At 74.8% G+C, this 12923-nt stretch carries 11 protein-coding genes and 2 pseudogenes; 9 read left to right on the top strand and 4 right to left on the bottom strand.

Annotation, left to right across the window (positions count from 1 at the left end):
* The first annotated feature begins 52 nt into the window (after positions 1-52).
* From QF032_RS33390 to QF032_RS33405, 4 genes and pseudogenes are all read left to right on the top strand, one after another.
* Entirely contained in the window at positions 53-451 is a 399-nt protein-coding gene (locus QF032_RS33390) for a 6-pyruvoyl trahydropterin synthase family protein (RefSeq protein ID WP_307047621.1), read from the top strand.
* Positions 448-1641, top strand: coding sequence for a glycosyltransferase family 4 protein (locus tag QF032_RS33395; RefSeq protein WP_306947460.1), 1194 nt, complete (start codon positions 448-450; stop codon positions 1639-1641). Before QF032_RS33390 ends, QF032_RS33395 begins: the two co-directional genes overlap by 4 nt.
* Positions 1638-2708, top strand: a complete 1071-nt coding sequence (locus tag QF032_RS33400; protein WP_307058973.1) for a methyltransferase domain-containing protein — start codon at positions 1638-1640, stop codon at positions 2706-2708. Before QF032_RS33395 ends, QF032_RS33400 begins: the two co-directional genes overlap by 4 nt.
* Positions 2705-3763, top strand: a pseudogene (locus QF032_RS33405) (lysylphosphatidylglycerol synthase transmembrane domain-containing protein); the annotation flags it as partial. The gene QF032_RS33400 and the pseudogene QF032_RS33405, both read left to right, overlap by 4 nt.
* Before the next feature lie 197 nt (positions 3764-3960).
* Here QF032_RS33405 and QF032_RS33410 read toward each other — a convergent pair.
* Complete coding sequence (locus tag QF032_RS33410; RefSeq protein ID WP_307047625.1) at positions 3961-4725, bottom strand: creatininase family protein; 765 nt, start codon at positions 4723-4725, stop codon at positions 3961-3963.
* Positions 4726-4763: 38 nt separating this feature from the next.
* On the opposite strand from QF032_RS33410, the gene ribA reads away from it, so the two are divergent.
* The 4 genes and pseudogenes from ribA (at position 4764) to QF032_RS33430 (ending at position 8954) form a co-directional block, all read left to right on the top strand.
* Positions 4764-5423 carry a GTP cyclohydrolase II gene (gene ribA / locus QF032_RS33415; RefSeq protein ID WP_307058975.1) on the top strand — a complete coding sequence of 220 codons (660 nt, stop codon included), beginning with the start codon at positions 4764-4766 and terminating at the stop codon, positions 5421-5423.
* 134 nt (positions 5424-5557) lie between these two features.
* Complete coding sequence (locus QF032_RS33420) at positions 5558-6703, top strand: NAD(P)/FAD-dependent oxidoreductase (RefSeq protein WP_307058977.1); 1146 nt, start codon at positions 5558-5560, stop codon at positions 6701-6703.
* Positions 6700-7761: a saccharopine dehydrogenase gene (locus tag QF032_RS33425; protein ID WP_307058978.1), complete on the top strand. Its 1062-nt coding sequence runs from the start codon at positions 6700-6702 to the stop codon at positions 7759-7761. The genes QF032_RS33420 and QF032_RS33425 overlap by 4 nt, the downstream gene beginning before the upstream one ends.
* Positions 7754-8954, top strand: a pseudogene (locus QF032_RS33430) (saccharopine dehydrogenase family protein). The gene QF032_RS33425 and the pseudogene QF032_RS33430 overlap by 8 nt, the downstream one beginning before the upstream one ends.
* Before the next feature lie 42 nt (positions 8955-8996).
* On the opposite strand, the gene QF032_RS33435 reads toward QF032_RS33430, so the two are convergent.
* The 3 genes from QF032_RS33435 to QF032_RS33445 form a co-directional block, all read right to left on the bottom strand.
* Complete coding sequence (locus QF032_RS33435; protein WP_307047634.1) at positions 8997-10226, bottom strand: serine hydrolase domain-containing protein; 1230 nt, start codon at positions 10224-10226, stop codon at positions 8997-8999.
* Between the two features lie 63 nt (positions 10227-10289).
* Positions 10290-11651, bottom strand: coding sequence for an MFS transporter (locus QF032_RS33440; RefSeq protein WP_307060478.1), 1362 nt, complete (start codon positions 11649-11651; stop codon positions 10290-10292).
* Between the two features lie 53 nt (positions 11652-11704).
* Positions 11705-12331: a TetR/AcrR family transcriptional regulator gene (locus QF032_RS33445; protein ID WP_307047636.1), complete on the bottom strand. Its 627-nt coding sequence runs from the start codon at positions 12329-12331 to the stop codon at positions 11705-11707.
* A 106-nt stretch (positions 12332-12437) separates the two neighbouring features.
* Between QF032_RS33445 and QF032_RS33450 the strand changes: the two genes are divergently transcribed.
* Positions 12438-12887, top strand: a complete 450-nt coding sequence (locus QF032_RS33450) for a PPOX class F420-dependent oxidoreductase (RefSeq protein WP_307047638.1) — start codon at positions 12438-12440, stop codon at positions 12885-12887.
* The last annotated feature ends 36 nt before the right edge of the window (positions 12888-12923 follow it).

Genomic DNA, 12923 nt, shown 5'->3' on the forward strand with positions numbered 1-12923 from the left:
CCGGCGGGCAATGGCCGGGGGACCAGACGCGCCGCACCTGGAGGGTCGTCCGTTGTTCAGTGTCACCGTCCGCGATCACATCATGATCGCCCACAGCTTCCGCGGCGAGGTCTTCGGACCCGCGCAGCGCCTGCACGGAGCGACGTTCCTGGTGGACGCCACATTCCGGCGTGAGCAGCTCGACGACGACAACATCGTCGTCGACATCGGACTCGCCACGCAGGAGCTCGGGGCCGTGGTCAGCGAGCTGAACTATCGCAATCTCGACAACGAGCCCGACTTCGCCGGGGTCAACACGTCGACCGAGTTCCTCGCCAAGGTCATCGCCGACCGGCTCGCGGAGCGCATCCACAAGGGCGCGCTCGGCGAGGGCGCCCGGGGCATCACCGCCATCGCCGTCTCCCTGCACGAGTCGCACATCGCCTGGGCGAGCTACGAGCGTGCGCTGTGACCGATGCGACCCTGGAGAAGGCCGTACCCGCGGCCCCGCTCGCCTACGTGCCCGCGCAGGCAGCGCTCCCCCAGATCGGCGGGATCATCCCCATGTCCCTGCGCTCCGTGCACTTCGTGATGCCGGGCGGCGTCGACGACGCGGCGAACCCGAGCGGCGGCAACGCCTACGACCGCCGCCTCTGCCTTGATCTGCCCGGCTTCGGCTGGCAGGTCCACAAGCACCTGGCGGCCGGGTCCTGGCCCCGGCCGGAAGCGGCCGCCCGTGCGGAACTGGCCCGCACGCTGCGTGAGTTCCCCGACGGCACGATCGTCCTGCTCGACGGACTGGTGGCCTGCGGGGTGCCGGAGATCATCGTGCCCGAGGCCGAACGGCTGCAGCTCGCCGTCCTCGTGCACCTGCCGCTGGGCGACGAGCGCGGACTCGCACCGGAGACCGCGGCCGAACTCGACGCCAAGGAGCGGGCCGTGCTGCGGGCCGTGCCCGCGGTGATCGCCACCAGCGAGTGGGCGGTCCGCCGTCTCGTCTCCCACCACGGCCTCGCCCCCGAGCGCGTGCACGTCGCCGCCCCCGGCGCCGACATCGCACCCCTCGCCTCCGGCACCGACGGCGTGTCCCGGCTGCTGTGCGTGGCCGCCGTAACACCGCGCAAGGGCCAGCACCGGCTCGTGGAGGCGCTGGCCGCGGCCAGGGACCTGCCGTGGACCTGCTCCTGCGTGGGCGGCCTCGGGCAGGACCCGGAGTACGTCGACCATCTGCGCGGCCTCATCCGCAGACACGGCCTCGAGGACCGGCTGGAGCTGGCCGGCCCCAAGGCGGGCGCCGCACTCGACGCCGCCTACGCCTCCGCCGACCTCATGGTCCTCACCTCCTACGCCGAGACGTACGGCATGGCCGTCACCGAGGCGCTGGCCCGCGGCATCCCGGTCCTCGCGACCGACGTCGGCGGTCTGCCCGAGGCGGTCGGCCGCGCCCCCGACGGCGGCGTCCCCGGCATCCTCGTCCCGCCGGAGGACCCGGCCGCGCTCGCCGCCGAACTGCGCGGCTGGTTCGGCGAGGCCGACGTGCGACGCCGCCTCAAGGCGGCCGCGCGCAGCCGCCGGGCGGCCCTGAACGGCTGGGCGAGCACCGCCCAGAGCCTGGCCGGCGTGCTCGGCCGGCTCCCGAGCGATCCCCGGAGGGCGGCATGAGGAAGACGACGGCGACCCCGGCCGACGTGGCGCGACGCGTGGGCGGCATCCTCGCCCAGCCGGGCCGGACGGAGCCCGGTTCGGTGACGGAGACCCTGATCCCCGGTGACGGCGGCCCCCTGCGGCCCGCGGTGCACGGCGTCGAGGCCGTCGCGCCGGGCGTCATCGCCGGCGCCGGACCGGTCGGCCGGCCCGGCGAGCGGCCAACCGTGCGGCTGCGCGACAGCGCGCCGGAGGAGCAGCCCCGCTACGCCCCCGAATGGCTGGAGCTGCGCGAGCCCGCCGACGCCGCCGCCCGCGCGATGGAGCTGCTGGACCCGCTGCGGATCCGGCTCGCCAACCTGCCCGGCCGCAGCGGGCTCGCCATCCACGACCTGGGCTGCGGCACCGGCTCCATGGGCCGCTGGCTGGCCCCCCGGCTGGACGGCCCCCAGCACTGGGTCCTGCACGACCGCGACCCCTACCTCCTGCACTTCGCGGCCGTCGCCTCGCCGCGGGCGGCCGCCGACGGCAGCCGGGTCACCGTGGAGACCCGGCGCGGCGACGTCGCCCGGCTCACCCCGGACGCGCTGGCCGGCGCCTCGCTGGTCACCGCCTCCGCGCTGCTCGACGTCCTCACCCGCGAGGAGATCGAGACGCTCGCCGCGGCCTGTGCGGGCGCGGGCTGCCCGGCGCTGCTGACGCTGTCGGTCGCCGGCCGCGTCGAACTCAGCGCGCCGGACCCGCTGGACCAGGAGATCGCGGCCGCCTTCAACGACCACCAGCGGCGCGACGGCCTCCTCGGCCCCGACGCGGTCAACGTCGCCTGCGAGGCGTTCGCCGACCAGGGCGCGACCGTCAAGGTGCACCCCAGCCCGTGGCGGCTCGGCCCGCAGAACGTCGGCCTGACCGCCCAGTGGCTGCGCGGCTGGGTCGGCGCCGCCGTGGAGGAGCGCCCCGAACTGGCCGAGCGCGCCGAGCCCTACCTGGCGGCCCGGCTCGCGGCCTGCGCGGCGGGCGACCTGCACGTCACCGTGCACCACAGCGACCTGCTGGCGCTGGCCCGCCCGACGGGCGGAGCCGGATGAGCGCGGAGACGGTCGGCCCGCGGGTGGCGGTCGCGGCACCCGTGCTGTGGGGCGAGGGCGCCCTGCCGGCCGCGCGACGGCCGCAGCGCGGCCCGGTGGCCGTCCGCACGGGCCCCGCCGTGTCCGAGGCCCGCATCGGGGTCATCGTCACCGCGCCGCACACGAAGCCGTCACGGCTGCGCGCCCTGCTCGCGAACCGCGCGCTGCGCACGCACTTCGGGACCGTCGCCGGAGTCGTCATCCTCACGGTCCTGCTGTGGCGGCTGGGCACCGGCGTGTTCCTGGACGGGCTGCGGCGGATCGACGTGCCGACCCTGCTGGCGGCGCTCGCCATCGGCGCGGTCACCACCGTGTTCAGCGCCTGGCGGTGGGCGCTGGTGGCCCGCGCGCTGCGCATCCGGCTGCCGCTCGGCCCCGCCGTCGCCGACTACTACCGGGCCCTGTTCCTCAACGCGGCGCTGCCCGGCGGCGTCCTCGGCGACGTGCACCGCGCGGTCCGGCACGGGCAGAGCGCCGGCGACGTCGGACGGGGCGTGCGGGCCGTCGTCCTGGAGCGCACCGCGGGACAGCTCGCGCTGACCGTCGCGGGCGTGACGATTCTGCTGACCCTGCCCTCCCCGGTCATGGCGGACGCCCGCCAGATCACGCCGATCGCCCTGCTGGCCGGCGCGGGCGCGCTCGCCGTCGTCCTCGCCGTCCGGAGGAAGTCCTCCGCGCCGCGGCGCGGGGGCCGGCTGCGGGCGATGCTGGCCGAGGCGCGCGAGGGGCTGGTGTCGCGGCGCAACGGGCCGGGCGTCGCCCTGTCCTCGGCGGTCGTGCTGGCCGGTCACCTCGGGATGTTCGTGGTGGCCGCCCGGGTCGCCGGCTCCGGCGCCTCCGCGCTCACGCTGCTGCCGATCGCCGTCCTCGCCCTGCTCGCCATGGGCCTGCCGCTGAACGTCGGCGGCTGGGGTCCCCGCGAGGGCGTCACCGCGTGGGCGTTCGGCGCGGCCGGGCTCGGCGCGAGCACCGGCCTCGCGGTCGCCGTCGTGTACGGCGTGCTCAGCTTCGTCGCGGCGCTGCCTGGCGCGGTCGTGCTCGTCGTCCGCTGGTACGCGGGACTGCGTGAGCGGAACGCCGGCGCCGGGCCCGCGCGCGACGGGGCTCCGGTCGCGGAGCCGTCCGCCCCGGCGGCGGCCTCGTCCGCGCCGCTCTTCGAGTCCGCCGAGGCCGCAGCGACCGTCGGGGTGACCGCCGGGGCGGCCGAGGCCGTTCAGGATCCGGAGGTTTCCGCGGTGAGCAAGGAGAAATACGCGCCGAAGGAATCCGCCAGGCCCGCCAGGAGTTCCTTCCCCTTTTCCGCGGACCCCAGGGAAGGACGGCCGATGACGCCCGAATCGGTATAGGCGGACATTCCCAGCGTGAGCAGATGACGGCGGTCGTCCGCGACGAAATCGGCCGACTCATAACCGGGCCGGACGAGTTCGGGGTGGGCGTGCAGCAGGATCGAGGTCTCGATCTCCCCGGCGTGCATGTCGGTGAGCAGCGAGGTCGACACCCCGGACCGCGCCAGCGCCGCCTCCCAGTCCTCCGGGGCCGGGAAGAGCGCCATCCGCTCACCCGCGGCGGAGGACTCCTGGACGACGTTGCCCAGGACGTAGTTCCCGCCGTGTCCGTTGACCACTACCAGGGCCTCGACGCCCGAGCGGCGCAGCGACGCCGCGATGTCCCGTACCACCGCGTGAAGGGTCACCGAGGAGATGCTGACGGTTCCCGGCCAGGCCGCGTGCTCGTGCGAGCAGGCGATGGTCACCGGCGGGAGGAGGTGCACCGGGTACGCCCCGGCGATCTCCCGCGCGATGGCGCAGGCCACCAAAGTGTCGGTGGCCAGCGGCAGGTGCGGGCCGTGCTGTTCGAAGCTCCCGACGGGAAGAACCGCCACCTGCGTCGAGACGCCGGCGCCCCGGGTCCGTACGTCTTCGGTAGTGTCCGTCGGCACCAGTCCGTACGCCGCCGACCGTATGTCCGAACCACTCATTTCTTCCCGGCCCTTCGTCTCTGCTTAGGAACCAGATCATGACAGAAAAAATTGGCGTACTCGGCACGAAGACCCCGCAGCGCACCGGTGTGGAACGCGTGGTGAATGCCCCCCTGCCCACCGTGTACGGCAAATTCCAGGCGATCGGTTACATGGACCACGACCGCGGTGACGAACAAGTCGCCCTGGTGTACGGGGAGATAGGCACCGAGGAGGTGCTGACCCGGCTGCATTCCGAATGCCTGACCGGTGACGCGTTCGGCTCCCAGCACTGCGAGTGCGGCGCGCAGCTGGAGTCCGCGCTGCGGGCCGTCGTCGCCGAGGGCAGCGGCATCGTCGTCTACCTGCGCGGCCACGAGGGCCGGGGCATCGGCCTGCTGGGCAAGCTGCGCGCGATGGCCCTGCAGGCGGAGGGCCTGGACACCGTCGAGGCGAACGTCGCCCTCGGGTACCCGGTCGACGCCCGCGACTACAAGGTGGCCGCCGACATCCTGCGCGACCTGGGCGTGGAATCCGTCCGCCTGATGTCGAACAACCCGCGCAAGCGGGAGGCGCTGACGGACAACGGCATCAGGGTCGCCGAAGAGGTGCCCCTGCTGATCGAGCCGTGCGAGAACAACATCACCTACCTGCGCACCAAGCGGGAGCGGATGGACCACCGGCTGCCCCACCTGGACGCGGTGGCCCACTGGTCCTGAGCGCGCGACGGCCCACTGGTCCTGAGCGCGCTTCGGACCGTGGTCCCCGCGGGTAGGGAACACAGCGGAACCGGCGTACCACCGCCCCGGCCCCGGCGTACGGGCCGGGGCCGGCGCCGAAAGGAGCCGCTCGCGTGAACACGCATGCCTCGGTCGTCGTCATCGGCGGCGGGGTGATGGGTACGAGCATCGCCTACCACCTCGCGGCCGCGGGCGTCCGCGACGTCCTGCTCGTCGAGCGGGACGAACTCGCCGCGGGCTCGACCTCGAAGGCCGCCGGAGGGGTCCGCGCCCAGTTCTCCGACGAGCTCAACATCCAGCTCGGCGCGCGCAGCCTCGAGGCGTTCGCGCGGTTCGGCGAGGAGATCGGGCACGACATCGGGCTGCGCCGCGTCGGCTACCTGTTCCTGCTCTCCACCCCCGAGGACGTCGACTCCTTCGAGGCGGGCGTGCGGCTGCAGAACGCACTCGGCGTGCCCAGCCGCCTCATCGGCCCCGCCGAGGCCGGGCGGCTCTCCCCGCTGATCCGCACCGACGGGTTACTCGCGGCCGCGTTCTCGCCCGACGACGGCCACTGCACGCCCGAAGCCGTCGTCCACGGGTACGCGGCCGCCGCCCGCAGCTGCGGCGCGCGCATCCTGCGGCACACCGCGGTCACCGGCATCGAACGGCAGGGGAGCGCCGTCACCGCCGTGCAGACCACCCTCGGCCGCATCACCACCGACACGGTGATCTGCGCGGCCGGCGCCTGGTCCCGGGCCGTCGGCGCGATGGCGGGCGTCGACCTGCCGGTGCAGCCGCTGCGCCGCCAGATCGCGGTCACCGAACCGGTCCCCGGACTGCCGCCGGACCTGCCCATGACCATCGACTTCAGCAGCACCCTCTACTTCCACGCCGAGGGCCCCGGCCTCCTCGTCGGCATGTCCGACCCCGACGAGCGGCCTGGCTTCGCCACCGACGCCCACGACCGGTGGATCCCGCGCCTCGCCGACGCCATGCAGCGCCGCGCCCCCGCCCTGCTCGACCTGCGCCGCACGGGCGGCTGGGCGGGCCTGTACGAGGTCACCCCGGACCACAACGCCCTGATCGGCGAGGCGCCGTCGGTGTCCCGCTTCCTGTACGCGACCGGCTTCTCCGGCCACGGTTTCCTGCAGGGCCCGGCGGTCGGCGAGGTCGTCCGCGACCTGTACCTCGGCCGCGTACCCTTCGTGGACGTCGCCCCCCTGAGCGCCGACCGCTTCGCGGCCGACGCCCCGCGTCCGGAGGTCAACCGCGTATGACCGAACTGCACCTGTGGCTGCGCCACGAGGCCCGCACCACCGAACGGCGCACCCCGGTCGTCCCCGACGACGCCCGCCGCCTCCTCGAGGCCGGGGTGGCGCTGACCGTCGAGGACTCCCCGCAGCGCGTGTTCGCGACCGACGCCTACGAGGCGGCCGGCGCCCGGATCGCTCCCGCCGGCTCCTGGACGTCAGCGCCGCGCGACACGGTCGTCCTCGGACTGAAGGAACTCCCGGACGCCCCGCGCGAGCTGACGCACCGCCATATCTTCTTCGGGCACGCCTACAAGCAACAGCCTGGCGCACGGGACCTGTTGCGGCGGTTCGCCGCCGGGGGAGGGGCCCTCCTCGACCTGGAGTACCTGGTCGACGACCACGGCCGCCGCCTCGCCGCCTTCGGGTACTGGGCGGGCTACCTCGGCGCGGCACTGGCGGTGCTGCACCACCGGGGCAGGCTCGCCGGGCCCCTACGCCCCTCGGAGAAGGCCGAGTGGGACGAAGCGCTGCGCCCCGCTCCCGGCGAAGAGGAGTTCACCGCCCTCGTCGTCGGCGCCCTGGGCCGCAGCGGCCGGGGCGCACGGGCCGCGTTCGGCGTGGCCGGCGTCGAGCCCGGCTGCTGGGACCTGGCGGAGACCCGCGACCTGGACCGCACCGCGCTGCTGGCCCACGACGTCCTGGTCAACTGCGTCCTCGCCACGACCCCGGTGCCGCCGTTCGTCCGCGAGGAGGATCTCGACGACCCCGGCCGGCGGCTGCGCACCCTCTCCGACGTCACCTGCGACGTGGGCTCGCCGCTCAACGTCCTGCCCGTGTACGACCGCACCACCGAGTGGACGGACCCCGTGCGCCGGCTGCGCAAGGAGCCACCACTCGACCTGATCGCCATCGACAACCTGCCGTCCCTGCTGCCGCGCGAGGCCAGCGCCGACTTCTCGGCGGCCCTGACCCCCGTGCTGCTGGACTTCGGCGCCGCCGGACCGTGGGGGCGCTGCCTGCACCGCTTCCACGCCGCCTGCCGTGAACTCGGCCTGACCGCAGGGGAGTCCGGCCGTGTCTGACCGGGTCCCCGCCTCCGGCACCGTCCACTGGGTCGGCGCCGGCCTGTCCACGGGCAGCGGTCTGGCGGCCCTGTGCGCCCACACCGACCGGGTGCGCCTGTGGCACCGCACGGCCACGCGGGCGGCCGAGGCGCTCCACCGGCTGGGTCTCACCGGCCGCGCCGAGCCGCGCGCCTACACCCTCGACGCTCTGACGGCCGAACTGGCCCCCGGGGACGTCGTCGTGTCGATGCTGCCCGCGTCCGGGCATACGGCGCTGCTGTCGGCGTGCGTGGCCCGGCGGGCCCACTTCGCCTGCTCCAGCTATGTCTCGGACGAGTTCCTGGAGCTGGCGCCCGCGGCGGCCGACGCCGGGACCGTCGTCCTCACCGAGGCCGGTCTCGACCCCGGCATCGACCATCTCTTCGCGCACCGCCTCGTCGCCCGGGCCCGGGAGGCGATCGGCGACGACACGGCGGCGTCGTACCGGCTCACCTCCTACTGCGGAGGCGTGCCCGCCGTCCCCGACGCGTTCCGCTACCGCTTCAGCTGGGCGCCGCTCGGCGTCCTCAACGCCCTGCGGGCGCCCGCCCGTTACGTGGAGGACGGCAGGGAGACCGTGGCCGCCCGGCCCTGGGAGGCGACCCGCGCCCTCATGGTGGGCGGCGAGAGCTTCGAGGCCTATCCCAACCGGGACAGCGTCCCGTTCATCGCGCAGTACGCGCTGCCGCCGTCCTGGCGGCCGCAGACCTTCGTGCGCGGCACGCTGCGTCTGGACGGCTGGCTGCGGGCCTGGGAGCCGGTGTTCGAGGAGCTGCGGGGCGGGCGACGACACCCGGATCGCGGCCCTGGCCCGGGAGTTGGCGGCCGCCCACCCCACCACCGACGCCGACCGCGACCGCGTGGTCCTCGCCGTGTCGCTGGAGGTCCACGCGGACGCGGCGGGCGTCGGACCCGGCGCCGCGATCGGAGGGGGCGCCGGTACGAGCCGCTCCTGGTACGGCAGTCATCTGCTGGACCTGGAGGGCGACGAGACGGAGAGCGCGATGGCCCGTTGCGTCTCCCGGCCGCTCGCCCTCGGCGTCCGCCACATCCTGGACGGCTCTCTGCCGCCGGGCCTGAACCGGGCCGCCGGGACCGCCGCCCGCTCCGAGGCATGGCTGCGTGAACTCGTCGACGAGGGACTGGAGTTCACCTCGTGGCCGGGGGAGTGAGGGCCGAGGACCGGAGGGCTGCGGCGGCCGGCGGGCGCGCCGTCAGTCCTTGATCGCCTCGTGCACCAGACGCTTGAGGTCGGGGTAGAGCTTCAGGGACCGCCGCGGCCTCAGCTGGGTCAGGAACTGCACGCTCACGTCGTGGCTCGGGTCGACCCAGAACGTCGTGGTGGCGACGCCGCTCCAGCCGTAGGCGCCGAGCCCCGAGGGCGCCTGGGTGCGGCCCGGGTCGACGACGACGGAGACGCCGAGGCCGAAGCCGACGCCGTCGTTCCCGGGCTCGTCGTGGGCGGGACGGCTGCCGAAGGCGCGCAGGTCGACGCCGCCGGGCAGGTGGTTGGACGTCATCAGGTCGACCGTCCGCGGCCGGAGCAGCCGCACCCCGTCGAGCTCGCCGCGGCGGCGCAGCATCTCGGTGAAACGGTGGATGTCGTAGGCGGTGGCCACCATGCCGCCGCTGCCGGACAGGAAGCGGGGGCGGCCGGACAACGGCAGTCCCGGGATCGGCTCGATGCCGCCGCCGTCGCTGTCGCCGTACAGCTCCGCCAGCCGGCCGGCCTGTCCGGCCGTGACCTGGAAGCCGGCGTCGGGCATGCCGAGGGGGCGGAAGATCCGCTCGGCGAGGAACTCGTCCAGCGGCTGGCCGGAGACGACCTCGATGACCCGGCCCAGGACGTTGGTGGCGACCGAGTAGTTCCACTGCGTGCCCGGCTCGAACTGCAACGGCAGCCGTGCGTACGCCTCCACCGTCCCGGCCAGGTCCGAGCCCGGCAGCACCGCCGATTCCAGGCCCGCCTCGCGGTAGAGGGCGTCGACGGGGTGACAGTGGTAGAAGGCGAAGGTGAGACCCGCGGTGTGGGTCATCAGGTGCTTCACCAGCAGGGGCCGCTCGAGCGGGCGGGTGGTGAGATCCGCGCCGGAGCCGGCCTCGTACACCCGCAGCCCGGCGAAGGCCGGCAGATGGTCGGCGACCGGGTCGTCGAGCCGCAGCCGGCCCTCCTCCATCAGTATCAGCGCGGCCACCGAGGTGACCGGTTTGGTCATGGAGTAGATCCGGTAGAGGGTGTCGTGCTCGACGGGCAGTCCGGCGGCGATGTCGCGACGGCCGTACGCGGTGAGGTGGGCGACCCGGCCGCCGCGGGAGACGGCCAGGAGGAATCCGGGCAGGCGCCCCGCGTCGACCTGGCGGGCGACATGCCGGTCGAGGCGGTCCAGCGCCTCCGGGTCGAGCCCCGCCTCGCTCGGTTCGACCTCTTGCCGCAGCAGTGCCATCGTTGGTTCTCCTCTGGTGCGCTCGCTCGAGGCGCGGTCCCGGCCCGGCTCGCCCGGACGGCCTCAGATCTCATGGTCGCCCAGGGACCGGCCGCGCGGACCCCTTTCGACGTCAAGATCGATGTGCGTTGCGTCGCGTCGACCGGCCGGGGGAACGGAGACGGCGGAAGAGGCGCGTGACGGGCGGCGGGGCAGCGCGCGGCAGACCGGCAGGGCCGCCGCGGCGGCCAGGGCCAGCACGAGGAGCGGCGAGCGGGCCGGACCGAGGCCCATGAGTACGGTCGCCGTCGCCACGCCCAGCACCGGCCCGACGTTCATCGCCGTCTGCTGCAGACCGCCCGCGACCCCCGCCGACTCCGCGGGAGCCTGCCGGACGACGACATGGGTCGCCGCCACCATCACCGCACCGAACCCCGCTCCCACCAGGGCGAACCCGGTGCAGAAGGTGATCGGCCCGAAGGCCCCGGCGAGCACCAGGAGCCCGGCGGCGAGGACCGCTGTCGCGCCCGCGACCGTGGCGCGGGCGCCGGCCCGGCGCAGCAGGACCGCGGAGGCGGGCGCGGCGGCCACCAGCAGCACGGGCAGCGGCAGACTGAGCAGGGCACTGTGCAGCGCGGTGTGTCCCAGGCCGTCCTGGAGGACGTAGACGCAGGCGAACAGCCCGCCGTTGAGGGCCGCCGACGCGACGACGAGCATCCCGAGCGCCGCGCCGACCGCCGGGGAGCCGATCACGTCCGGCGGCAGCAGCGGGGAGACGGCGCGTCGCTCGTGCCGGACGACCGCGACGCCGGCGAGCAGGGCGAGTGGCGCCGACCAGCTGACCGCGGGGAGCGTGACGAGGGTGTGCACCAGGCAGGCCAGGGCCAGGCCGAGCAGCAGCGCGCCCGGCAGGTCGAGCGCCCCGCCCGGGTCGGGACGGGCCGGCTCCCGGGAGGCCAGGGCGAGGACGCCGAACAGCACGGTCGGCACGATGTTGAGGAGGAAGACGGCCCGCCAGCCGAACTCCGTGGCCAGCGCCCCGCCCACCAGCGGACCGGCCGCCGCGGCCACGCCGATGGACGCGGTGCGCACGGCGAGGGCGGTCCGCAGCCGCTCGGGCGGGTACGAGGCCCGCAGCATGCCCAGGGTGGCCGGTTGCAGCAGCGCGCCGAACACCCCCTGTACGACCCGCAGTCCGATCACCCAGCGCATGTCCGGAGCCAGTGCGAGGCCCGCCGAGGCGGCGCCGAAGCCGAGCATGCCGACGCCGAAGAGGCGGCGGTGGCCATGGCGGTCGCCGAGCCGCCCGGCGAACACCAGCAGGCCGGCCACCGCGATCAGATATCCGGTGCCGGCCCACTGCACCTGGGCGAGGGAGGCGGCCAGGTCGCCGCGCAGGGTGGGCTGGGCGACGGTGAGGGCGGTGCCGTCCAGGGCGACCACCATGGCGCCGGCCACGCTGCCGGTCAGCGTCAGGGCCGGGGAGCGGCCGAAGCCCTTCACCTGCCCGCCTCCGGACCGAGGTGCGCGTCGAGAGCCGTGCGCAGCAGGGGGCCGAAGTCGTCCGTCCCGGTGGCGAGCCGGAGGCTGCCCCAGCGCCACAGCTGGGCGATGCCGTGCAGGTTCGCCCACAGCGCGCCCGCGACCGTGCGGGCCCCTGGGGCCGAGCCGGAGCCGGCGCCGAAGCCGTCGCCGATGTCGGGGCGGGCCCCGGCGACCAGCTCCACCAGCACGCCGAACAGCGGCAGGCTGGTGTCGCGCAGCCTCAGATGGCCGCTCTCCAGCAGATCATGACGGAACATCAACTCGTACATGCCGGGGTTCTCCAGGGCGAACTCCAGGTAGGTGCGGGCCAGTTCGGCGAGTTCCGCGCGCGGGTCACGGGCCTCGCCGCCGCGTGCCGTCGTCACCCGCGCGGCGAGGTCGGTGAAGCCCCGGTGCGCGATCGCCGACAGCAGCTCCAGGTGGGTGGGGAAGTGGCGGCGGGGCGCGCCGTGCGAGACGCCGGCCCTGCGGGCGATCTCCCGCAGGGTGAGGGCTCCGGCGCCCTCCCGGGCCAGCAGGTCCACGCCGACGTCCACGAGGCGGGTGCGCAGATCGGGGTCGGGCTTCTCCGGTTCACTCATAGACACTGTCTACCAGGGCGACGTAGACAGTGTCTATCGACGTGGGGTGGGGCATATCGGACAGGTCGGGGGAATGTGACCCGGGGCGCCAATGGTTGTGCCGGGCATGACTCAGGACACGACGCAGAACGCACTGCTGGCGCTGCTCTCCGAGGGCCGGACCGGGGTGCTGGTCACCCTCAAGCGCGACGGCCGGCCCCAGCTGTCGAACGTCAGTCACCACTACTACCCGGACGAGGGCGTCATCCGGATCTCCGTCACCGACGGTCGCGCCAAGACCCGCAACCTGCGCCGCGACCCCCGGGCCTCCTACCACGTCACCGTCCCCGGCCACCGCGCCTACACCGTCGCCGAGGGCACCGCCGACCTCACGCCGGTCGCCGAGGACCCCTACGACGAGACGGTCGAGGAACTGGTCCGTCTCTACCGCGACGTGCAGGGCGAACACCCCGACTGGGAGGACTACCGCGCCGCGATGGTCCGCGACCGGCGGCTGGTGCTGCGCCTGCGGGTGGAGCGGGCGTACGGCATCCCGAGGGGCGCCTCCGGCGGCTGAACGCCGCGCCCGGCCTGCGCCCGGCCTGCGCCCGGC

This window comes from Streptomyces achromogenes, from assembly GCF_030816715.1.
GTDB classification, from domain to species: Bacteria; Actinomycetota; Actinomycetes; order Streptomycetales; family Streptomycetaceae; genus Streptomyces; species Streptomyces achromogenes_A.

Bases quoted from the DNA above. Each gene is read 5' to 3' on its own strand.
- QF032_RS33400 (WP_307058973.1), top strand. From the start codon at position 1,638: ATGAGGAAGACGACGGCGACCCCGGCCGACGTGGCGCGACGCGTGGGC.
- QF032_RS33410 (WP_307047625.1), bottom strand. From the start codon at position 4,725: ATGAGTGGTTCGGACATACGGTCGGCGGCGTACGGACTGGTGCCGACG.
- ribA (WP_307058975.1), top strand. From the start codon at position 4,764: ATGACAGAAAAAATTGGCGTACTCGGCACGAAGACCCCGCAGCGCACC.
- QF032_RS33425 (WP_307058978.1), top strand. From the start codon at position 6,700: ATGACCGAACTGCACCTGTGGCTGCGCCACGAGGCCCGCACCACCGAA.
- QF032_RS33435 (WP_307047634.1), bottom strand. From the start codon at position 10,226: ATGGCACTGCTGCGGCAAGAGGTCGAACCGAGCGAGGCGGGGCTCGAC.
- QF032_RS33440 (WP_307060478.1), bottom strand. From the start codon at position 11,651: ATGGTGGTCGCCCTGGACGGCACCGCCCTCACCGTCGCCCAGCCCACC.
- QF032_RS33445 (WP_307047636.1), bottom strand. From the start codon at position 12,331: ATGAGTGAACCGGAGAAGCCCGACCCCGATCTGCGCACCCGCCTCGTG.
- QF032_RS33450 (WP_307047638.1), top strand. From the start codon at position 12,438: ATGACTCAGGACACGACGCAGAACGCACTGCTGGCGCTGCTCTCCGAG.